This window comes from Amycolatopsis sp. NPDC051372 (assembly GCF_040682095.1).
In the GTDB taxonomy this organism is placed as follows: Bacteria; Actinomycetota; Actinomycetes; order Mycobacteriales; family Pseudonocardiaceae; genus Amycolatopsis.
Genome location: NZ_JBFBAF010000065.1, coordinates 1 through 20,686, shown reverse-complemented (window position 1 = coordinate 20,686; position 20,686 = coordinate 1). Strand labels below are relative to the sequence as shown.

The 20,686-nt window shown below is 68.4% G+C and carries 18 protein-coding genes and 5 pseudogenes; 9 read left to right on the top strand and 14 right to left on the bottom strand.

The features are described from left to right. Positions 1–101: 101 nt before the first annotated feature. Positions 102–898 (bottom strand): IS5 family transposase gene (locus tag AB0M56_RS49225; RefSeq protein WP_364190195.1). Its coding sequence is split into 2 segments (ribosomal slippage): positions 102–568 and positions 568–898, totalling 798 coding nucleotides; the frame shifts between segments, so codons are not numbered across the junction. Between the two features lie 159 nt (positions 899–1,057). Between AB0M56_RS49225 and AB0M56_RS49220 the strand changes: the two are divergent. From AB0M56_RS49220 to AB0M56_RS49205, 4 genes and pseudogenes are all read left to right on the top strand, one after another. Then, a pseudogene (locus AB0M56_RS49220) lies at positions 1,058–1,759 on the top strand (cbb3-type cytochrome c oxidase subunit I); the annotation flags it as partial. Positions 1,760–2,674: 915 nt separating this feature from the next. Then, the gene (locus AB0M56_RS49215; protein WP_364190192.1) at positions 2,675–3,067 is read left to right on the top strand and encodes an STAS domain-containing protein; all 393 of its coding nucleotides are present in this window, start codon (positions 2,675–2,677) and stop codon (positions 3,065–3,067) included. A gap of 746 nt (positions 3,068–3,813) precedes the next feature. Then, positions 3,814–4,428, top strand: a complete 615-nt coding sequence (locus AB0M56_RS49210) for an ANTAR domain-containing protein (protein ID WP_364190189.1) — start codon at positions 3,814–3,816, stop codon at positions 4,426–4,428. Between the two features lie 20 nt (positions 4,429–4,448). After that, positions 4,449–5,213 (top strand): GAF domain-containing protein, encoded by a 765-nt coding sequence (locus AB0M56_RS49205; protein WP_364190186.1) that lies wholly within the window; start codon positions 4,449–4,451, stop codon positions 5,211–5,213. Positions 5,214–5,219: 6 nt separating this feature from the next. On the opposite strand, the gene AB0M56_RS49200 is transcribed toward AB0M56_RS49205, so the two are convergent. From AB0M56_RS49200 to AB0M56_RS49180, 5 genes are all read right to left on the bottom strand, one after another. Beyond that, positions 5,220–5,480, bottom strand: coding sequence for a hypothetical protein (locus AB0M56_RS49200; protein WP_364190183.1), 261 nt, complete (start codon positions 5,478–5,480; stop codon positions 5,220–5,222). Between the two features lie 77 nt (positions 5,481–5,557). Further along, positions 5,558–6,079 (bottom strand): GAF and ANTAR domain-containing protein, encoded by a 522-nt coding sequence (locus AB0M56_RS49195; RefSeq protein ID WP_364190180.1) that lies wholly within the window; start codon positions 6,077–6,079, stop codon positions 5,558–5,560. 794 nt (positions 6,080–6,873) lie between these two features. Then, positions 6,874–7,293, bottom strand: coding sequence for a hypothetical protein (locus AB0M56_RS49190; RefSeq protein ID WP_364190177.1), 420 nt, complete (start codon positions 7,291–7,293; stop codon positions 6,874–6,876). Continuing rightward, the gene (locus tag AB0M56_RS49185) at positions 7,284–7,433 is read right to left on the bottom strand and encodes a hypothetical protein (RefSeq protein ID WP_364190174.1); all 150 of its coding nucleotides are present in this window, start codon (positions 7,431–7,433) and stop codon (positions 7,284–7,286) included. The genes AB0M56_RS49190 and AB0M56_RS49185 overlap by 10 nt, the downstream gene beginning before the upstream one ends. A gap of 128 nt (positions 7,434–7,561) precedes the next feature. Continuing rightward, a complete protein-coding gene (locus AB0M56_RS49180) occupies positions 7,562–8,230 on the bottom strand; it encodes a helicase-related protein (RefSeq protein WP_364190172.1) in 669 nt (222 codons plus the stop codon). A gap of 869 nt (positions 8,231–9,099) precedes the next feature. Between AB0M56_RS49180 and AB0M56_RS49175 the strand changes: the two genes are divergently transcribed. After that, on the top strand, positions 9,100–9,252 hold the full coding sequence (locus tag AB0M56_RS49175; RefSeq protein ID WP_364190170.1) for a hypothetical protein: 153 nt from the start codon (positions 9,100–9,102) through the stop codon (positions 9,250–9,252). A 456-nt stretch (positions 9,253–9,708) separates the two neighbouring features. Here the strand turns inward: AB0M56_RS49175 and AB0M56_RS49170 are convergent. From AB0M56_RS49170 to AB0M56_RS49135, 8 genes and pseudogenes are all read right to left on the bottom strand, one after another. Next, positions 9,709–11,150, bottom strand: a pseudogene (locus AB0M56_RS49170) (ornithine decarboxylase). A 216-nt stretch (positions 11,151–11,366) separates the two neighbouring features. Then, on the bottom strand, positions 11,367–11,699 hold the full coding sequence (locus tag AB0M56_RS49165; RefSeq protein ID WP_364190167.1) for a plasmid stabilization protein: 333 nt from the start codon (positions 11,697–11,699) through the stop codon (positions 11,367–11,369). Between the two features lie 173 nt (positions 11,700–11,872). After that, positions 11,873–12,193 carry an ANTAR domain-containing protein gene (locus AB0M56_RS49160; protein ID WP_364190165.1) on the bottom strand — a complete coding sequence of 107 codons (321 nt, stop codon included), beginning with the start codon at positions 12,191–12,193 and terminating at the stop codon, positions 11,873–11,875. Positions 12,194–12,368: 175 nt separating this feature from the next. Then, positions 12,369–13,052: a DUF6766 family protein gene (locus AB0M56_RS49155; protein ID WP_364190164.1), complete on the bottom strand. Its 684-nt coding sequence runs from the start codon at positions 13,050–13,052 to the stop codon at positions 12,369–12,371. A gap of 82 nt (positions 13,053–13,134) precedes the next feature. After that, positions 13,135–13,515, bottom strand: coding sequence for a hypothetical protein (locus AB0M56_RS49150; protein WP_364190163.1), 381 nt, complete (start codon positions 13,513–13,515; stop codon positions 13,135–13,137). Positions 13,516–13,640: 125 nt separating this feature from the next. After that, on the bottom strand, positions 13,641–13,946 hold the full coding sequence (locus AB0M56_RS49145) for a hypothetical protein (protein WP_364190198.1): 306 nt from the start codon (positions 13,944–13,946) through the stop codon (positions 13,641–13,643). Positions 13,947–14,025: 79 nt separating this feature from the next. Then, positions 14,026–14,262: pseudogene (locus tag AB0M56_RS49140) on the bottom strand (family 43 glycosylhydrolase); the annotation flags it as partial. A 466-nt stretch (positions 14,263–14,728) separates the two neighbouring features. Next, a pseudogene (locus AB0M56_RS49135) lies at positions 14,729–15,528 on the bottom strand (alpha/beta hydrolase). 208 nt (positions 15,529–15,736) lie between these two features. On the opposite strand from AB0M56_RS49135, the pseudogene AB0M56_RS49130 reads away from it, so the two are divergent. The 4 genes and pseudogenes from AB0M56_RS49130 (at position 15,737) to AB0M56_RS49115 (ending at position 20,344) form a co-directional block, all read left to right on the top strand. After that, positions 15,737–18,139 (top strand): annotated as a pseudogene (locus tag AB0M56_RS49130) (molybdopterin-dependent oxidoreductase). After that, positions 18,136–18,612: a hypothetical protein gene (locus tag AB0M56_RS49125; protein ID WP_364190162.1), complete on the top strand. Its 477-nt coding sequence runs from the start codon at positions 18,136–18,138 to the stop codon at positions 18,610–18,612. Before AB0M56_RS49130 ends, AB0M56_RS49125 begins: the two are co-directional and overlap by 4 nt. A gap of 59 nt (positions 18,613–18,671) precedes the next feature. After that, positions 18,672–19,118, top strand: a complete 447-nt coding sequence (locus tag AB0M56_RS49120; RefSeq protein ID WP_364190160.1) for a DUF6098 family protein — start codon at positions 18,672–18,674, stop codon at positions 19,116–19,118. 749 nt (positions 19,119–19,867) lie between these two features. Next, positions 19,868–20,344: a serine/threonine-protein kinase gene (locus AB0M56_RS49115; RefSeq protein ID WP_364190157.1), complete on the top strand. Its 477-nt coding sequence runs from the start codon at positions 19,868–19,870 to the stop codon at positions 20,342–20,344. Positions 20,345–20,686 lie beyond the last annotated feature (342 nt).

Here is a 20,686-nt window from a genome sequence, read left to right as displayed (position 1 = left end):
CACTGGTCCCGATGGCGACGAACCAGCCAAGCCCGAGCACGAGCCAGCCACTACCGCCGACACGGCCATCACGATCTGTCGTTGCAGTATTAGAGGGTGTCTCATTTGGGGAGTTTCTTGTGGCAGGTGATGGCGGCGGCGAGGGTGAGGAAGGCGAGGTAGTGGCTGGGTTTGCGTTCGTAGCGGATGGTGAGTCGGCGGTAGTCGAATAGCCAGGCGATGGCCCGTTCGATGACCCAGCGGTGTTTGCCGAGTTTGTTGGTGGATTCGATGCCTTTGCGGGCGATGCGCGGGAGGATCCCGCGCTGGTGGAGCCAGTCGCGCAGGGCGGGGATGTCGTAGGCCTTGTCGGCGTGGAGCTTGGCCGGTTTCCGGCGCCGGAGTCCCCGGCGGGAGCGGATGGCCGGCAGCGCGTTGAGCAGGGGCCTGAGTGCGTGACTGTCGTGGGTGTTGGCCGCGGAGATTCCGACGGTGAGGGGCAGACCGGCCCGGTCGGACAGCACGTGGATCTTCGAGCCGGGTTTGCCGCGATCGACCGGGCTCGGCCCGGTCAGACCGCCCCCTTTTTGGCCCTGACGGATGCCCCGTCCAGGACCGCGCGTGACCAGTCGATCAATCCCCGGCCGCCCAGTTCGTCCAGCACCGCTCGGTGCAACTGCCGCCACAGTCCCGCGTCGGTCCACTCGGTGAACGTTCGGTGCGCCGTGGGCACCGACACTCCGAACGACGGCGGCAGATGCCGCCACGCACAACCGCTGGTCAACACGAACACGACTGCCGTGAACACCGCCCGCGGATCCGTCCGCGCACGCCCACCACCCTGCGGACGCTCCTTCGCCGGCGGGATCAGCGGTTCCACCAGCGCCCACAACTCATCGGGCACCAACCGTTGCGACAACGAGTCGATCACAGCACAAGATCATCGCAGACTCGCCAGAAGATCCAAACGAGACACGCTCTTAGCTCATTGCGCCGGCCTCGTGCGTGCTGGTCTGCTTAGACAGGTGCGATGCAGGGGAGGGTCGTCGGGGTCGCTCTTCGTGCGCCCCGTCCCTGCAAGATCATCCCGGTGTTCAGCCGGAAACCGCTGTTCGGCTACAAGACCATGGTATTCGCCACCATCGGCATCACCTCGTTGTCGGTGGCGGTGCGGGCTCACCACACGTTCGCGACCGGCGCCGTGCTGTTGCCGTTTCTTCTCGTTCATGCCGTTTCTCATTACCGTGCCCACCGGCATCAAGTTCTTCAACCGGATTGGCACCATGTGGAAAGGCACCCTGACGTTCGAGTCGCCCCTGCTGTGGTCGATCGGGTTCCTGGTGACCTTCTTGCTTGGCGGGTTGACAGGCATCATCCTCGCCGCGCCGCCCCTGGATCCAGGTAAACGACCTTCACCGGCTTCCACGCCACGTTCCTGATCCAGCACTCGCTCGGCGACGCCGGCATGCCCCGCCGCTACGCCGACTACCTGCGCAGCGACGGGTTCACGTGGATGCACACGGCCTCGACGATCGGGTCGTTCATCCTGGGCGCTTCGGTGCTGCCGTTCGCCTGGAATGTCGTCAAAAGCTACCGCTACGGCCAAGAGGTCGACGGAGACGACCCTTGGGGTTACGATCACTCGCTCGAGTGGGCGACGACCAGCCCGCCGCCGCGGCACAACTTCACCGAACTGCCGCGCGTCCGTTCCGAGCGGCCCGCGTTCGAGCGGCACTACCCGCACATGCTGGACCGCCTGCGCGACGAAGCACACATGACCCGGGGACATCCCTGGGGCAAAGCCCCACCCTTCGAGGCCGCCGCAGGCGCGACCCAACTGCCTCCGCTGATCGCAAAATTCGGCTCACCTGCTCTCAATCAGCGTCCACGAGGGTCTTCACCTTCGACTTGTTCCTCCGGCGGGTCGACGAGGTGCATCCTGTGCGTCGTCAAGCTTCTGCTCCGCGTCCGGACCGAACCGGAGGCTCGGTCTCCGTGATCGTGGTGCTCAGTTCTCCTGATGGGTACGGGCCATGACGTCGACGCCGACCTGTCGTCGGAGGGTTCGACTGTGTTTCGTTGGTGATCGGCTCGAGCCAGAAGGTCGTCGCACTGTGTTAACGCAGCCACGCCCCAGGACTGGCTTCGTAGACCGCGATGCTCGCGACGATGTGGGGACGCGTCGCGTCCTCTCCGCGTTCGCCGCCCCACGGCTTTCTGTAGTTCCTTTTGGTCATTGCTGGCGGCCTTTGACCTTGTGCTTGTTGGTTTCGTTGCAGAGCTGTGCTTCATCGGCATAGTGTCGCGAGGCGAATTCTTGCCGACGGTCCGGGATTGCCGGACTCGTTCCGGTTCTTGTTCACCGTGCGCGCCGCAATCGCCTCGGCTCGCCCGGTGCTGGCGCCCTGGTTTTTTAGGACGCTTTGATGTGCTCATACTGCCGTTCCCGACTACTGCTCCGGCTCTGCTCAGGCGCGATTCCTTCTGTTTGTTGCTACCCGTTCGCAGCGCCGCCAAAACGGCAACGTCTCAAAGGATGCATGAGGTTCACCCCGGGTGGGTACGTTCCTGATGTTCGCGGTTCAGCCGAGCAGCCGCCAGCCTCAGCACCCGGTATCACGCCGGCGGTGCTGCCAGTCCAGCGACGCCAGCGTGCACCCGCGGGGTCGCCGGCCTCGACGGAGGTGACAGCTTCATGAGGGGTTCATTGCCTCATCGCGCGGCGACGTTCACCGTCACCGGTACGCTCGATTCGACCGTGGTCGCCGCGACCGGTGACCTCGACTGTACCGTCGCCGACCACTTGCTCGACCGGTTGCTCGATGAGATCACCCTGCGCCCGCGAGCGTTGATCGTCGACTTGACCCGCGTGGGCTTCTGCTCCGCGCGGGCTTTGCGCGCGCTGCTGGCGGCTTGGGCCGAAGCCCGCGCCGTCGGGATCCCATGCGTGACCGTGGGCGATCAGCAAGCGGTTCGACGGCCCATCACCATGCTCAAGCTGGACCACATCCTCCTTCTGCACGACAACCGCGCCGCCGCCCGGGAATGGCTGACGGCCTCGCATGGCGACGTCGCCGGCGATCGGTAGCCCGTGGGTTCAGAAGCCCGAGGGTGCGTGGCCTTCTGCTTGGGCCGGCCCATTCATCGGTGGCAACCAGGTTCAGCGCCGCGATCCAGAAGGACACCGCCCGGGACAGGTCGGAGACGCCGATGACGGGGAACCGAACCGGAGCATCGGCTAAGTCAGCCGCCGGCCATCTGCGGGAACGGGCCGTCGAGAGGCAGTCGTCCGGCAGGCTCCTGTGGCTGTCAGCGGGCGGACAGGACTTGCTCGGTCGGCGCGTGTAAGGCCGACGTTTCCGCGACCGCTCCAGCTCGCTCAACACGACGTGGTAGCGCTCGGCCGGCTCAGGTTTGCTTTGGTGCCTGTTGCCCTGCTCCGCCGCGCGAGCCGTTTCGCGTTGGTGAGTGGGAAGCGCGTTTGGTATCCGCTCGGATGATGCTGGTCTGCGCGGGAAGATGGGCACGGCGCGGCGGCGGCTGTAGCGCAGGGGACGGTACAGGTTTCCGGTGCGTCGGCCGCAATCCTGTGGAAACGGCACGGGCCCGTGCCCGGGTAGCCGCGCGGTCGCGCGCCTGCTATGGCCGGGCTGCCTGCTGCCGCGGTGTCTCGTAAGCTGTTGGTTCCGGGTGCCAGCTCGGTAAGGCCGCGCAGCGCGGAGGGGTACGACGGTGGTTGGGCAGGGTCGGGAGCCGTTGTGGCGAGCGATCGCCTCTGCCGCCGAGGTGTCGGGCCGCCGTGAGGGCTGGGCGCAAACGGTGTGTCTGGCCTGTGTGGAAACGCTGGAGCACGTCGACGCGGCGATTCTGGCCTTGCGGGGTGGCGCCAGGTCCGAGGAGGTGCTAGGTGCCAGCGACCGCTGGGCCGCGGACCTGGCTGAGCGGCAGTACACCGTCGGCGAAGGCCCGGGTGTGGAGGCGTTTAGCACCGGAAGCCCGGTGCTGGTGCCCGATCTCGGCGTTGAGCAGGTGCGTTGGCCGGGATTCGCCCAGGCCGCGCTCGCCGTCGGTGTGGCGGCGATGTTCGCGTTCCCGCTGCAATACGGGGCGATCAGGCTGGGTACCCTCGAGCTTGTCCGCCGTCGCCGCGGCGGTCTGGTCAGCGCCGAAAGGCGGGACGCCGCGCTTACGGCGGACCTGGCCACGGCTGCGCTGCTTCGCCAAACACGCGAGGCGGAGGAGGCTGGTCACGAGTTCGCACCACGTCTGGTCACTTCGTACCAGGATGTCAATGTCGCCACCGGCATGCTCGCCGCACAGCTGCAGATCTCCCTGGACGACGCGTTCGTCCGGCTGCGCGCTCACGCTTTCGGTCAGAACCGGTCGGTCCTTGACGTCGCTCGTGACGTGCTGGAGCGGCGCATCGCCCTGGAAGAGTTGGCCGAATGAACCCCTCACCTGGAGGCAACATGAGCGACCGCCTGGTTGACGGGGCACCCGGCATGGCCTCGTCTGATGTGGCCGGCGCGCTGGTCTCGATCACGGGGCGCTTGGTCGGCAGCCCGGACAACGCCGCTGTGCTTCGGCTGGTCGCCGAGGTCGGCACCGAGCTGCTGGGCGCGACCGCGACCGGCGTGCTCCTGGCTGGTGGCCGTGGCGGTCTGGAGGTGGTGGCGGCCTCGGACGAGACGGCCCGGTTCGTGGAGTTGCTGCAGGCCCACATCGATCAGGGGCCATGCGTCGAGTGTGTCGCGAATGTTGACGTGGTGACCTCGTCCGACCTGGCGGCCGAGCGGGATCGGTGGCCCGATTTCGTGCCCGCTGCGCTGGCGGCCGGGTACCGCTCGGTGATCGCGATTCCGCTGCGGCTGGACGGCGTCGCGGTCGGCGGGTTCAACCTGCTCTACGACGTCGTGACGGCACCGCGGAAGTGGCAGCTGGAGCTGGCGCAGGTGGTGTCGGATCTGGCGGTGCTCGCGTTGGTGCAGGAACGCGGCGACCGCCGCGCGGATCGGTTGTTCGAGGCCACGGTCACCGCCCTTAACGACCGGGTCCAGCTCGATCACGCCGTCGGCCTGGTCGCCGGAAACCTCGGGATTGCCCCGGCGGCCGCCCGTGCCCTGGTGATCGGCCACGCCGCCGAGCACGACCTCATCTTGCGTGAGGTCACTCGTGCAGTCACCGACGGCAGCCTTGATCCGGGTGATCTGGTCGGCGGCGACCTCGCCAGCTGACCGGGATCAGGCCCAGCCCCCGTATTCGGGGTCGGCGGTGCCGTCGGCCCAGGCGTTGACGAGAGCCGCGACCCGGGCGGCCTCGGCACCGAGCCTGGCGATGTCGGTGCCCCCGGTAAGATCGTGGCGGGCTTGCGCGGCGTCGCAGCCGTGCCAGCACTGCATGATGCCGACCGCTTCCCCGACCGCGGCACGTCTGGCCAGCGAGCCCAGGAGAAGGCGACCCGCCGCGGCGAGTGAGTCGGCATCAGGGTCTGGGCGGGTCATGTTTCCTACGGTCCTCTCTGCAGCTTGCGAGCACCAGACCGGAGCCACTGATCATGCCGAGCGTGGGCAGGGCAGCGCTACGGGTGTGCTTGTAGCACTGCGCTGACCAGCCGTTCAGCGCAGACGCGCAGCTTGATGTTCTCCCGCTGAGACTGTGCGACCAGCCGCTGGAAGGCCTCGTCGGCGGAGATTCCGCGGGCGCCCATGATGATGCCCTTGGCCTGATCGATCACCGTCCGAGATACCAGCGCGGTATTCAGCTGCGCGGCTTCGTGCCGGGCGGCCAGATAGTGGGCGGTGGACCGCAACGCAGCCTCTACCGCGGTCACGAATAGTTCCAGCAGCGCGCCTTCCACGTCCCGATAGCCGTGGGTGTGGTGACCGTAAAGGTTCAGCGAGCCAGTGTGCGCGGCGTCGACCACCAGCGGCGCGGACAGGTAACTGGCCATTCCGGCCGCTAGCGCACTGCGGGTGAAGTCGGGCCACCGGCCGCCGGCGGTCGCAATGTCGACCCGGAGGATCTTGCCGGTCTCGGCAGCCTCCGGGGACGGGCCTGCGCCGACGCGGTATTGGACGATGCCGAAGGCGAGGCGAGGCAATCGGTGCACGCCGCCGTGGCCGGCGTCCCATTTCGGACCAGCGTGATGCTGGCAAGGTCGGCGCCGGGAATGACCTGTACCAACTGCCGGCACACCAACTGCAGTGAGGTGTCCAGGGCGCCGTCGTCGTCCAGTGCCGCGGGCAACGCCTCCAGGGCGCCTGTGACCTCATCCAACTGCCGGCGAATGGCCCCCGGCTTCGCCCTCGCTTGATACTGCCATGACCGCCCCTCGCCCTCCGAAACCGACCATCGACCTATGGCTGTCACGGTAGGTCGACAGCGCTCGAGGAACCACCACCCATCCACTGGGCGCGGTGCTGGGCAGCGGCCGTCTTCCGTAGGTGTTGATCGAACCGGTGATCAGGGTGGCGTGAGCAGGGGATCCGCCCAGCTCGGTCAGTGCGGCCTCCTCCGCGCCCCGACCTGGCCCAGTGAGGCCAAAACCACCAGGTTCACCCTTGGAGCGCTGCGCTCGCCTTGGAGGCGGGACAAGGGGGACGAGCTACGAAATGGCCGGTGAGACCTGCCGGAGGTCGTTCAGGGCACTGATCGAGGAGCGGAGTCGTCCTCCGTGGCCAGCCTTCGGGGAGTGGTACTGCACCGACACGACGTTGAAAAGGCCGCTGTCACCCACCCAACCCGAATCGCCGTCGGTGGTGGCGTTCAAGCGTGCTGTCACCGGTCGAGCTGGTGGTACGGCTACGCGGGCAACCAGCGCTAGGTGGGCCGACAGCCAGACCAAACAGGGCGCACAGTCGGGCTCGGGCCTGATGATGCCGTCGACGACGTACCTCATGGCCCAGCTGTGGCGTAATCGAGCTCGGCGCCGTATCCCTGACCACCCCGTCCCCGGACTACCGCGCGCGCGTCACGCTCGGTCAACATTGGGTGCGGGTCGACCTGCCCCGGTACCGGGATGACGGTGCTCGGCCGCGACGAGGCGTCGGTCGTCGTCTCGTAGCTCGGCTCGGAGGTCAGCCGACGGTGTGGGGCCGCGGCGCTCTCCTGCTGCTGGAATCGGGACTCGACCAGCTCGCCCTGCCTGCGTCGGGCGAGCACGGCCAGCGTCAGGCCGTGGGCGACCGCCAGAAGCAGAAGGAAGACACCCAAGCGGCCGACCAGCGCCTCGCTCGAACCGGGCCATGCGGTGCCCACCACCGAAAGCAGGGCTAGGACACCGATCGCGACGAGGTGGAAGACCGTCACCACCATCCACGCCATCGACCCTGTCGCTTCGCCACCGTTCGCCCGCCCCGCAGGTAGCGGCGGCCCCCGCGGGGGAGAACCTGGCCGTCGGCCACCACGAAGATCAGTCCGATCATCAGGAACCCCATGAGGTCGTTGTCGGACATCTTCTCCTCCTCCTTTCCGACGGGGTACCCGCGAACGCCGGAGCGATGAGCATCTGGCCGTCGTTCACCGGATCGCGAGGTCGCCACGGCCGGCAATCTGCTCGGAATCGACGGCTTCGGCCACGGCTTCACCGGGTGGTTTGGCGGGGTTGGCGTACCGGAGCTCGCCGCGAGCGGTGGTGACGGCGGCACCCCTCTGCTCGAGCAGCGCGATGGCACGGGTGCGCCCGGCACATCGTCAACCTCCCTGGGACGGACGGTGCCGCGCCCAACGGTCTCGGCCACTGCTCCAGTGCTTCGCGCGGTGCGCCGCCGGAGGTGAGGGAGCGCTGCAGGCCCAGGTCAACCGGGCGGTAGCAAAGCACGGCCGAAGCCAGCTCGCCGTCCCGACCGGCGCGGCCGATCTCCTGGTAGTAAGTATCGAGGGAATCCGGCACAGCGGTGTGGAGCACGAACCGCACGTCGGGTTTGTCGATGCCCATGCCGAACGCGGACGTGGCGACCACACGTCGTTTGGCGCGCTCGCTTTCGACGGGCTCGACGGCCAAGTGAAGGCTTGGCCGGTCGAACCCGGCGACGACCTCGATCGGGTCTCGGCGTCCGAGCAGGTCGATGATGTCGCGACGCACCGGGGGCGCGTCCGTCGCGGTGAGGCCGAGGACCGGTGGCCGTCCGGGCCGTTCGATGGCCAGCAGCAGGAGGTAGCTGGACCGGAACTCGTGCCCCGACGACGAACGCAGCGCGCTTCGTCCACAGTGAACAATTGTGGGCCGCAGCCGGGCCGCGTCTTCCACCATATCGTCGTCCGTAAGCTGCTCGGGGGAGAGGGACAGGTAGCGAGCCTCGCCGGCGCGGAGTTTGTCCCAGGCCTGCCTGCGTTCGGGGGCTCACTGAAGCGAGTTGAGGGCGGCGGCGTCGGGTGCCCCGCTGGCCTGCGGCCTGTGGTCTGGTCGCGTTGCAACGCCAGCAGCGGGGAGACCACTACGGCAGCCCGTCCAGCAGGAGCGTGGGCACCTGGTAGATGGCCGACTTGCCGGAGCCGGCGGCCGGCACGGCGAGCACATCACGTCCGGCTCCCACGGTCGACATCGCGCGGTCCTGCTCGGCAGTCAGCGTGTCTCAGCCGAAGCGCTCCGCGGCGAGAGGGTGGAGTCCTTCAGACGGTCCCGTCACAGTGTGAGGGGGGCCGCGTGACCCCGGCGCTGAAAACCTCGGCGCGTCAAGGCGTGAGCGCCGACACCGCGCACAACGCCGCCCAGCCCACCGCGAGGGCGGCGACTTTGGAATGGGCGGACTGTCGGGGCAGGCCGAGCCTGAAGACGACGGCGTCGGCGGTGTCCGACGCGACCCGCGCGGCGAGGCGACGCGCAGCGGCGTGCCTTCTGGAGCGAGCGCCATGGCGAGGCCGATCGGGTGTCACGCGCTCCGATCCCGGCGATGAGCGTGCGGTTCTCGGGCTTGACGTCACCAGATTTGGTGGTGAGGCTACACGGTTCGGCCAGCACACGGGGAAAGACGATGGTGGTCGCGCCGTATGCAGCGGTTGCGGCGCCGAGGACGCGGGTCAGATGGGCGTGGCCACCTCTGGGGATTCGGATCAGGGTACCCAGGTGGAGCCGCGTCACGCACGCGTTTGATCCACGCCGGGGCGGGTCGACGGCGAGGCATGACCGAACCCGAACCCGAACGCGACCCCGGCCCCGACACCACGGTCGACCGCGAGCTCGCCGGTTCGGGTGACCTGAGTCCCGGCGAGCAGCGCGAACTCGCCGAACGCGAAGCCGTCGGCGATCGGGAAGTCAGCCGTGAACGCAACTGACCATCGCTTCGCCCTGCCGGGCCAGAAGGACACCGTGCAGACGCTGGAAGCAGCCCGTGGATTCGACGCGCTGCCCGAAATCGTCGCGAACACCGCCACGGACCCCGACCAGATCCGCGGCTGGCTCACCGACGTTGTGGGAGCCGGGCCGGACGACCTGCGCTGCGAGGCGGACCTGCCGCACGTGCGACTCGAATGGTCGCGGGGGCGCACTGCTCACCATCACCGGGTCGGGCGCAGGCGCGAGCTGGGTTTTCCTGCGCCTGACCTGCCGCGGTGCAGACGATTTGGCAAGCCGTGTGCTGGACAGTCTGGCCAACCGGGTGGACGAGAACTTCACGACCGGCTGAGGCGAAACCGCTTGCTACGGTGCCTCCGAGGATGCGGCCTGACCAGCCCGGACCGGAGGCCGCCCAGGCGCACCTTCGGACGTCAGAAGTCCGGTCGTCCTCCGTGTCAGGTGACAACACGGACGGTGCGCAGGCCCGGGGCGGCGGCGTCGTAGATGAACATGCCCGCTCGGACCCCGCTGTCGAGGTAGTCCACGATCGCGTCGGTGAAGACTTCGCCGGGTGCGATAGCGGGGACGCCAGGCGGGTACGGGCTGATCATCTCCGCGGCGACCCGGCCGACGGCTTTGGCCAGTGGGATGTGCTCGGCCTCGGCGAAGAAGGCGTCGCGGGGCAGCATGCGCATTTCGAGTGCGAGGTCGGCTGCGGCCGGCACGTCCACTGGCGGCCGATGGTCGAAGTCGTACTTTCGCAGTCCGCGCAGGCCCGTCAGCAGTGCTGTGACCGTGTCCTCGTCGTCGGCGTGGGTGATCTGGACAGCGATGCGGCGGTGATCCGACAGGCCGGTGTGCAGGTGCTGCTCGGCGAGCCAGTCGGCGGCCTGGTAACCGCTGATGCCGAGCCCGGCGACGTCGATCACCATCTTGAGTGGGTCGTGCTCGAACGCGAGCGGATGGAATTCGGTGCCCATCGCGTGCAAACCGGGCGTGGCGGCGATCTCCTCACGAACACGGGCGGCCAGCGAGAGCGCTTTGCCCAGCACTTCTTCGCCGTACTCCACCATCTGACGGCGCCACCCGTCGAGCGAGGCGAACAGCAACGCTGACGTGCTCGTGGTGCCCAGCAGGTCTTCGCGGGCCTTGAGCACGTCCGGGGACACCCGGTCGCCCTGCAGGTGGAAGAGGAGGCTTGTTCGAGGCCGCCGCCCATCTTGTGGGTGCTGGTGACGCACAGGTCGGCATCGCCGTCCATCGCCCAGGCCGGCAGGTCGTCGTGGAAGGGGTAGTGAGCTCCCCAGGCTTCGTCGACGATCAGCGGTTTCCCTGCGGCGTGGCATTCGCGGGCGACTCCACGGATGTCGGCGCAGGTGCCGTAGTCGGTGGGGGTGATCAGCAGCATGCCCTTCGCCTCGGGCGCCCCGGCCAACGCGGTGCGAACCTCTTCGGGGCCTGGCGGGTGGGCCAGATGCCGCTCGGCGTCGTAGCGCGGGCGAACCCACACTGGGTGCACTCCGCTGATCACCAGCCCGGCGACCACCGACTTGTGGGCGTTGCGGGACACCAGGAGCCGCTCGCCCGGCCCGGCGACGGCGAGCATCGCGCTCTTCACCGACAGGGAGCTGCCGCAGGTGGAGAAAAAGGTGTGCTCCGCCCCCACCGCGTCGGCCATCAGCTCTTGGGCGTCTGCCAGGACACCACGGGACATCCGGCGGTCGTCCAGACCGTTGAGAGTGAGCAGATCCGAGGCGAACGCGTCGCGGCCGAGCAGTTGCAGCACTCGCGGATCGGCGCCGCGACCCTGTTTGTGACCAGGTGGGGTGAAGGCCAACCCGCCTTCGCGGCGGTATGACTCGATGGCTTCCAGCACTGGCGCTCGCGAGTGGTCCATGATCTCTCCCGTGCTGCGCGAGCGGCCGGCTTTCGCTTACGCGTTGAACACCACAGCGGTGTGCCGGCGCGGACGGCGATTCCTGCGTCGCCGACGGGCTGCGGTTGCTGGAACGGGGACTTTCGCGGCCTGGGGTGCTGAGTCTTCGCGCTGCGCCCTCGCGTGGCTCCACGGGCTGCGATATCGATGTGGAGGTACGCCGCGCCGTGTCCATGCTCAGCGGCCGAGGGCTTCCTGCAGTTCCTTCTTGGTCATCGTGGAGCGGCCTTTGATGTTGCGCTTCTTGGCGTCGTTGTAGAACTGCTCCTTGGTCGGTCCGCTGGGGTCCTGCCGGTTGCCCGACCTTTTCCCACCACGCTTCTGGGGCGAGGTGTCGCGGGTCGAACTCTTGCTGGCGGTGCGAGATTCGCCGGACTGTGCCCGGTTCTTGTTGACCGTCCGTGCGGCGATTTCCTTTGCCCGGCCGGTGCTGGCGCCCTGCTTTTTCTGCGACGACTTGATGTGCTCGTACTGACGTTCGCGCTTGGTGCTGCCACTCTTCTCAGGCACGGCTCCTCCTTGGCTCTGACCGTGATTACCCGCTGGCCGCATCGGCAAACCGGCCAGGTGGGAAGTCGGACGTTGCGACGAAGGTCGGCTTGACGCGTTTCGCATCCGGACTGTGTGGTTAGCCCGGTTCGGGTGCCTGCGGTGAAGAGGCGCGGGTCCCCGGCTCCCGTCGGTCAAGAAGCGGCCGACGGGAGTTCGCGGGCTGCACGGCCGACTGGGCTCTCGGAGGGGTCGTCGGGGCGCTGGGCGGGCACGGCTTCCTCGATCAAGCGGCGGGCCATGTCACGAAGTTTGACGTTGGTGTTTTGTGACAGTGCGCGGAGGATCTCGAATGCCTCATGGGCTCGCCGCTCGCGAGGGCAGTGCCTCTCGTAATTGCTGCAGCTCGCTCTACGCGGCGTGGTAGCGGCTGGAGAGGTCGCCCCACTTTCTCCCGCACTGCGTGACCGGCGCCGCCCAACAGCTGGGTTGACGCGGCGAGGAGTACTGCACACGGTCGGCCGGTTCGAACTGCTACATGGTGAGCACTCCTTCGCGACGTCTCGGCGAGCCGCGGCTACTCAAAGTAGCACCCAAAAAATGTAGGGCAGCAGGCCCCGAGATTCAACTGGTCAAGAGCGGTGGCCTACTGGATACGGGCGGGTGCCTGAGGTGGACTGGGGCCTGTGGTCAGCCGGTCTCGTCGGTGACGTGGTGTTCGGCGCCGACGGGTTTCGATTCGGGCGACCCGCGCTGGCGGAGGTAGACGCTGAAGATCGCCATGCAGCCGATGGCGAGGAATTCCGATTGCCAGTTCTGCAGGGTGCGGTTCCAGAAGTCGGCTGAGAGCAGGTATTCGCCCCAGCTGATGGGGTCGCCGAAGTCGCTGAGCTGCTCGGCGTTGTAGGCGCTGACGCCGGCGATCGACTGGGCCAGCCAGGACAGTAGGAAGATCGTGCCCATGACCAGGCCGAGCGAGCGGGAGAACACCGTCGTGCGCCAGCCGCCCGCTCTGGCCCAGCGTGGGGAGCCGACGCGCACGTGGCGGCCGAGCACTTGGTCGCGATCGTTCTCCGGGCCGATCTTGCCCAGCGGCTTCGACTCGGGGGAACCGCGCTGCACGAGCCAGACGGTGGCGAAGACGTAGAGGAAGAATTGCAGGTATTCGGATTGCCAGTTCTCGGCGACGTCGACCGCGAACGAAGAGGAGGTGAGGTAGTCCCCCATCCCGACGGTCTGGGTGCCGTGGGCGAGCTGCTGGTTGTTGAAGTCGGCGAGGCCGGACCAGGCTTGTCCGAGCAAGCTGAGCAGGAACAAGGCGCCGAAGGCGAGCGAGAGGCCGTTGTTGCGCAGCAGGGTCCGTAGCCAGCTCATCGGCCCAGCATCCCGAGCACGATGAAGTAGGCCAGTCCGGCGAGGACGAGCACGAGGTAGGCGGCGAACACCGCGCGGGTGCTCATCGCCCGCCGACCGCGCAGTCGTAGACCTGCTCGTTGCGCAGGTGGCATCCGGCGCCGGTGACGCGCCAGCCGTCGGGGAACTCGTGCAGGAACAAGGTGTCGGCAGCGGAGCGCGCTTGTGCCTCGTCGCCCCAGACGGACGCGGAGACGACGGGCGCGTGCGGTACCTCGGCAAGCACCGGCTGGCACCCGGCAGGGCCGAGTGCGTCTCGCGCGCGCGGAGCGAGCAGCGCGCACGCCTCGACGGCCGTGCCCGTGGCGGCCGCGGTGACGAACCCCTGAGCAGTGGCCTGAGCCTCCGGGGCATCGGCGGCGCCGCACCCGGCGGCCGCGAGGAGGAACGCCGCTAGCACCGCGCTGACGATGATTTTCTGCACACCACCAGGTACCCAGCCCTTCGGTGGTTTACGCCTTGGCCTACGGACGGGGTGCCGCGGTGGCTCGGCAGGCAGACGCTGCGGGCTGTACTCGCCCCTGCGGCGTGATCGTGTCAGTCGCCTCTTCAGCCGAGTTGAGGGGTGTCTCCGGGAAAGCTGATCGGCAGTTCATAGAGGCCGCGTGCGGTGCGACCGCCGTTGAGCCAGCCGTGGAAGTAGATGTGGCCGTCGACGACGTCGGCGCCGCCGGGAGCGTCGACTTTGCCGCCGAGCAGGTCGGTGGAGAGGAACTGGGCGTCGGCCTTCACGAATGGCCCGGACAACGTCGGCGCGATGGCGTAGCACGTGTGGTAACCGGTGCTCTGGAAGGTGTCGGCGGAGTAGAAGAGCAGGTATCGGGGTGGGGTCTTGACCACCGAAGGCGCTTCCACGACACCTTTTCTCCGCGCTGAGGTCGGCAATGAGCAGCTCGGTGCGCGCCCCGGTGAGGCCACGGCCGTCCGCGCCGAGTTTCTGCGACCAGATAGCGGCGGGTGGCCCGGTAGGTTTGCCGTTGCTCTTGTACAGCAGGTAGCGGGTTCCGTCGGAGTCGAGGAAGGTCTGCGGGTCGATGTCGCCGCCGTCGCCGGATGCGCAGACGAGGGGCTGGTCGCCGCTCGGTTGGTAGGGCCCCTCGGGTTTGGCCGCGGTCGCGGCGCCGAGGCACATCTGGCCGGTCGTGGCGACCGCGGCGGCGAAGTACAGCACGAACGTGCCGTCCGGCAGCACGGTGACGTCCGGTGCCCAGCCCCCCGTCCGTCTCCGCCCACGCCGGTGCGCTCGCAAGGGCGTCACCGGTCACCCGCCACGGGCCCTCGGGGGCAGGGGCCGTCGCCACGGGGATATTGACCGAGCCGGTGCTCGTCGAGAACGCGAAGCAGCCGGTGCCGGTTTTCACCACGTCCGGATCGGGAAAGTCCTGGTTGATCAGCAACCGGGGAGCACTGACGGCATAGGCCGGTGCGCAGGAAAGCCCAACCAGAGCCCAGACGGTGATCACGGTCGCCAGACGAAGAAATATCATGATCGATTCTCGGCTCGGCGCAGCGCGCTGCCGCAACGCTGTTCGCCGATGCCACCTGGTCGGGTGCCCGCGGCCGGTCTCGATGCGGTGAATCCGCGGGTCCCCGGCTTTCAGGGCTATCGTCACCGGGAAACCGACCGCTGAATCCGTTCAGCCGCCGGTTTTTCCGGTGGGGCGGCGGAGGATGCGTTCGACGTGAGTCATCGCTTCGCGTCCCTCGGGGATGTTCTGCATGAGCCAGTGGTGGAACATGCCGGGGTACTCGGCGTCGGGCACGTCGATCCCCGCGTCGAAGGCGCGGGTAGTGAAGCGACGCGCGTCGGGCAACAGAACGTCGCGGGTGCCGATAAAAAGGCTGACGGGACCCAGCCCGGTGAGGTCGGCGTGCAGCGCGCTGATGCGGGGGTCGTGCGGGTCGGTGCCTTCGGTGCACATGCGGCCGGCTTCGCGAAGGCCAGTGATGCCGAGCATGGGGTCGTGTTCGTCGAGGACGACGGAGATCGGGTCCTCCAAGGTGATGTCGAACCAGGGGGAAACAGCAGCATTCGCGCCGGCTGCGGCCGGGCTTGCTCGCGGAGGTTCTGGGCGATGGCCAGGGCGAGCGCGCCGCCTGCTGAGTCTCCGGAGATCACCAGATGTTCGGCCGGGTGGTGGCCGGCGATGTGGTCGTAGGCGGCGTACACCATGGGCAGGGTCTCGGTGTGGTCGTGCCGGGGCACCAGCGGGTAGATCGGGAGCGTCACGGTGCACCCGAGGCGCGCGACGAGGTCGGCGGCGTAGCGCCAGTGGTGGGTTTCGATCTGTTCGACGTACCCGCCGCCGTGCAGGTGCACCACGTGCAGCTCCGAGGTACCCCCTCGTCGCGGCCGCAGCGTCCAACAGGGAAATCCGCGAGCCTCCCACCGCTCGACCTCGCACGCACGCCGCACCTGCCGCGGCGGGCGGGCCATCGACGGCCGCTGGTGGCGGTGCAGCCGGTGGTGCAGCGTGCGGGCGTTGTCGTAGAACCGTTTCTGCCCGGTGGCGCGCAAGTACGCCATGTACAGCTGTGCCTTCGCATGACCATGTCCCAGAGCTACCCCGCGGCGGTGACGTGTCAATCGTGTTTGCCCCCAACCCGCTCGGGTATCCGAGCACAAAGATCAGGGAGGTGTGACCGTGCCGCAGCGGGACGGGATCAGGGAACCGTGGGGAGCGCGGACGCCGTACGGCCCCGGCCAGTGATGGCCAGTGCGCGTGGACAGCCACCTCGCCGAGGGAGTGGGCCCCGAGGACGTCGAGCGGTGGGCTCGGAGTGCGGCTGTGCTGCACTCCAATGGTGACGGGCTCGACATTGCCGTCGCCGGCGGCCGCATCGTAGGGGTGCGGGGCCGTGCCGACGATCGCGTGAACCGGGGGCGCTTGGACCCCAAGGACCTCTTTGGCTGGCAGGCCAACTCCGCGTCCGACCGGCTGACGAAACCGCTGGTGCGCCGGGGCGGTGAGCTGGTAGAGGCGAGCTGGGACGAGGCGATGGACCTCGTTGTGCGCCGGAGCACGGAACTGCTCGACGAAGGGGGGCCCGGCGCGCTGGGCTTCTACACCAGCGGACAGTTGTTCGCCGAGGAGTACTACACGCTGGGCGCTCTCGCGCGGGGCGGGATCGGCACCAACCACCTCGACGGCAACACGCGGCTGTGCACGGCGACCGCGGCGGCCGCGTTGAAGGAGTCCTTCGGCTGCGACGGCCAGCCCGCGTCCTACACCGACATCGACCACGCCGACGTCATCGCGCTCTTCGGGCACAACATGGCCGAGACCCAGGCGGTACTGTGGGAGCGGGTCCTCGACCGTCTCGCCGGCCCCGAACCACCGCGGCTGCTGTGCGTGGATCCGCGCGAAACCCCAGTCGCTCGCGCGGCAACGCTGCACCTCGCGCCGCTGCCTGGCACGAATGTCGCGTTGATGAACGGCCTGTTGCACGAGATCATCGAGCACGGCTGGGTCGACCGCGGCTACATCGAGCGCAACACAGTCGGCTACAACGACCTCGCGGCGGCCGTCGCGGACTACCCGCCCGAGCGCGCCGCGGAGATCTGCGGGCTCGACGCCGCGCAGATCCGTGAAGCCGCGCATCTGCTCGGCGGGGCGGAGCGGCTGCTGTGCACCGTCCTGCAGGGCTTCTACCAGTCGCACCAGGCCGCCGCGGCCGCCGTGCAGGTGAACAACGTGGTCCTGCTGCGCGGGATGCTCGGCAAGCCGGGTGCCGGTGTGTTGCAGATGAACGGCCAGCCCACCGCCGAGAACACCCGCGAGTGCGGCGCCGACGGCGACCTGACGGGGTTCCGCAACTGGGCCAACGACGAGCACGTGGCCGAGCTCGCGAAGCTGTGGAACGTCGACGTGACCCGGATCCCGCATTACGGGCCGCCGACGCACCTCATGCAGATGCTGCGCTACGCGGAAAACGGCAGTCTGCGGTTCCTCTGCGTGTCGGCGACCAACCCGGCCGTCTCTCTGCCCAACCTGCACCGCATCCGCTCGATCTTGTCGCAGGACCGGCTGTTCCTGGTGGTGCAGGACGCGTTCCGCACCGAGACCGCCGAACTCGCCGACGTCGTGCTGCCCGCGGCGATCTGGGGTGAGAAGACCGGCACGTTCACCAACGCCGACCGCACCGTGCACCTGTCCGAGAAGGCCGTCGACCCACCGGGGCAGGCGCGGGCGGACCTCGACATCTTTCTTGACTACGCCCGGCGGATGGACTTGCGCGACGCCGACGGGGCGCCGTTCCCGCCGTGGTCCGACGCGGAGTCGGCGTTCGAAGCCTGGAAACGCGCCTCGGCCGGGCGGCCGTGCGACTACAGCGGCCTGAGCTACCACAAGCTGCGTAAAGTCAGCGGAATTCAGTGGCCGTGCACCGACGACCACCCCAACGGCACCGAGCGCCTCTACACCGACGGAAAGTTCTTCGCCGACCCCGACTACTGCGAAAGCTATGGCCGTGACCTGATCACCGGCGCTCCCACGGAACCGGTCGAATACCGGGCCATGAACCCCGACGGCAAGGCCATGCTCAAAGCCGCCGGGTACTTCCCGCCGCACGAGACTCCGGACGAGGACCGCCCGTTCTTCCTGATCAACGGCCGCACCATCCACCACTTCCACACCCGCACGAAAACCGGCCGTGCCCCGCAGCTGGACGCCGCGGCCCCGGAGGTGTGGCTCGAAGTGTCCGAATCGGACGCGGCGGTCGCGGGCCTCGCCGCAGGCGACGTCGCCGAGGTCTCGACGCCGCGGGGCCTCGTCCGCGCCCACGTGCGGGTCGGGGGGATCCGCGCGGGCGTGTTGTTCCTGCCGTTCCATTACGGTTATTGGGACGTCGACCACGCCGCCGGCAAGGACGGCGACCGTGCGGCCAACGAGCTGACCTTCACCGACTGGGATCCCGTTTCGAAACAGCCGCTGTTCAAGGTCGCGGCCGCGGCGCTGCGGAAGGTCAGCGACGAGCAGGCCGCGCCGACGATCACGCCTGCGCACACCAGCGTCCACGAAGAACACGTTGCGGGAGTGACGCGATGAAGCTGGGCCTGGCATTGCACGAACTGCACCGAGCCGAGAAGTCACTCGCGCGTGATCTGCGCAAGACCGCCGACCGCCACGAGGTGGAACACGAAGTGCACCACGTCGCCCGCGACCTCGCCGACTGGTCGGCCGACCACGTACGAGAACTCGCCCGCCACGGGCGCGGGTACGGCCTTCACCTCGACGAGGACGTCCCCGGCTCCGGGCTACTGGCACCGCTGCGGAGCACACTCGCCGGGCTGAGCGCTGGCCGCCCGGAACCGGGGCTGCTGCTCGCCGACCTGCGCCGGCTGCACCGCAAAGCCGCCGGTGTGTCGCTCGACTGGGAATCGCTCGCCCAGGGCGCGCAGGCCGCGAAAGATCCCGAGCTGCTCGAACTGGCGAGCCGCTGCCACCCGCAGACGCTGCGGCAGATGAAGTGGACCAACGCCATGCTGAAGATCATGTCCCCGCAAATCCTCACCAGCTGAACGGAACAACGATGACCGGATCCGGGAGGCCATCCCCCGGTCGCCCGCGGCAGCGGGACATGCCGACGGTCCTCAGCCTCGACGAGCTGTGCGCGTTGTTCATCTCCGACGGCGGCGACGATCTATACGTCCGCTGGTCGCACGGCCCCACCGTCGACCTCGACCCGGCGCGGGCGCAGCAGAGCCGGGACAGCCTGACCGGCGTGTCGCTGCCGGGCTTGTCGGCCAACTCGCTGCGCAAGGAGTCGTGGTGGGAGGACCGTCCCGTCCGGGTATGGCTCGCGCGGCGGCTCTACGACTACCAGCACCTGCGCGATCTACGTGGTCCCGGCGTGCGCCCGTGGGTGCTGCGCGGAACCGAACTCGCACGCGGTCCGGACAACGAGCCACTCGTGCGTTGCGACGAGCCATTCGCGTGGGTCGCGGACACCGTGCTCCGTGAAGGCCGTGCGCTCATTGACGCACAAGGATCTCGTGAGTGGGGGCCGATGGATCGGCGTCCCTGACCGAAGCTCGGAACCCGGGCGTCGCGCTGCGGTGGCGCAGGAGTTCGGCATGGGCGGGGACCGTCCCTACGCGTCCAGGCTGCGAATGTGGGGAGCGATGTTCGCGACCACAACGTCCGCGCACTCGTCCCGGCACCGGTGCGATCCGGTGTGCGGATGGGGCACCGCATCCGATGGCAGTTCCTGAAGCATCCGCAGGTTGCCGGAGCGAGTTCCCTTATCTCGGATGGCAATCAGCACGTCCTCCAGCGTCGTCGCCGCGCGAGCACACCGCCGACACCGCCGCCCGGCGAGCCACGCCGGCCTTCCGGCGCGCACTCACCGCCGGCCCGCGACAGCAATGCCTCCGGCCCGTTCAGCGCGACCAGCGTCAGCTGTGCCGGCGACACCCACGATCGGCCAGTTGTTCTTCGAGTTGATCTTGCTCGGCTCGTACGCGGCGATGCGGCCGGATTTACTTCCCGACGCCCGGTCCCGAGCAGGCGGTGCTGGCGCGCAGCAGAGCCGTTCCCCAGTTGCCGTTTGCCCGGTCGTACCTGCCGATGGCCGGACGAACGAGCGGGCGGCGTTGACGCCACCTCTCCGCGGTTTTCACTGGGAAGGGCCGACGGGTTCCCCTCGGGGCCTCACGACGATGCACTGGTCTCGATCGGCGGACGGTACGACGTGGAATGGTTGATCGGCCGTGCGGAACCGCGCGTGTTTAGCGGGCTTTCGACCGCCGGCTCGGTCGAGAAGTCGCGGTCAAGGTGTACGAGCGAAACGTCGTCGCGGTCGAGCAGCTGCGTCGGGTGCGCGAGAAGACCGTCCAGGCCAGTATCGACCACCCGCGCGTGGTGGCACTGCTGGACAGCGGTACCGACGACGGCCGGCCGTTCCTGGTGATGCAACTGGTCGACGGTGAGAATCTCGCCGAGCGCCTGCTCGCCGGGGCGCTGCCGGCCGAGCAGGTGATCGACCTGGCCGTCCAGCTCGTCGAGGCGCTGGCTTACTTCCACGCCGAAGACGTCGGGCACCGAGCTCTCAAACCCGCGAACATCCTGCTCGGGCCCGACGGTCCACTGATCGGCGACTTCGGCATCGCGCATGAGCTCGACGCGACCCGTATCACTGGCACCGGCGTGGTGACGGGTACGGCAGCGTACCTCGCGCCGGAGCAGATTCTCGATGAATCGGCTGGCCCTGTCGATATCTGCACTGGGCCTGATTCTGCTGGGAGTGTCTGACCGCGAAGCTGGAGTACCCCGGCCCGATCGCTGAGTCGGCGATGGCGCGGCTGCACGGCCCCGCGCCTTCCCTTCGGGCTGCCCGCGCAGCTCGCGCACATCCCGGAGCGGATGACCGCCCGCGGACCCGGGCGCCGGCCCACCGCAGAAGAGCCTTGCAGATGCTGCGCGACACGATGACCACCGTGGCCGCCGGCGGAATCCCGGCAACGCCGTTACCTCGGCGTCGACGGGTATCGGCGATGTCGGGGGGTGTCCCTATGACGCTGCTATGTGGCGTCAAGGGGTCGTAGGTGCGGTGTTGTGGTGTTGTTGGAGAGTGCGGAAGAGTTGGCGGGCGAT

Bases quoted from the DNA above. Each gene is read 5' to 3' on its own strand.
- AB0M56_RS49215 (WP_364190192.1), top strand. From the start codon at position 2,675: ATGAGGGGTTCATTGCCTCATCGCGCGGCGACGTTCACCGTCACCGGT.
- AB0M56_RS49205 (WP_364190186.1), top strand. From the start codon at position 4,449: ATGAGCGACCGCCTGGTTGACGGGGCACCCGGCATGGCCTCGTCTGAT.
- AB0M56_RS49200 (WP_364190183.1), bottom strand. From the start codon at position 5,480: ATGACCCGCCCAGACCCTGATGCCGACTCACTCGCCGCGGCGGGTCGC.
- AB0M56_RS49190 (WP_364190177.1), bottom strand. From the start codon at position 7,293: ATGGTGGTGACGGTCTTCCACCTCGTCGCGATCGGTGTCCTAGCCCTG.
- AB0M56_RS49185 (WP_364190174.1), bottom strand. From the start codon at position 7,433: ATGTCCGACAACGACCTCATGGGGTTCCTGATGATCGGACTGATCTTC.
- AB0M56_RS49180 (WP_364190172.1), bottom strand. From the start codon at position 8,230: ATGGTGGAAGACGCGGCCCGGCTGCGGCCCACAATTGTTCACTGTGGA.
- AB0M56_RS49175 (WP_364190170.1), top strand. From the start codon at position 9,100: ATGACCGAACCCGAACCCGAACGCGACCCCGGCCCCGACACCACGGTC.
- AB0M56_RS49155 (WP_364190164.1), bottom strand. From the start codon at position 13,052: ATGAGCTGGCTACGGACCCTGCTGCGCAACAACGGCCTCTCGCTCGCC.
- AB0M56_RS49125 (WP_364190162.1), top strand. From the start codon at position 18,136: ATGAAGCTGGGCCTGGCATTGCACGAACTGCACCGAGCCGAGAAGTCA.
- AB0M56_RS49120 (WP_364190160.1), top strand. From the start codon at position 18,672: ATGCCGACGGTCCTCAGCCTCGACGAGCTGTGCGCGTTGTTCATCTCC.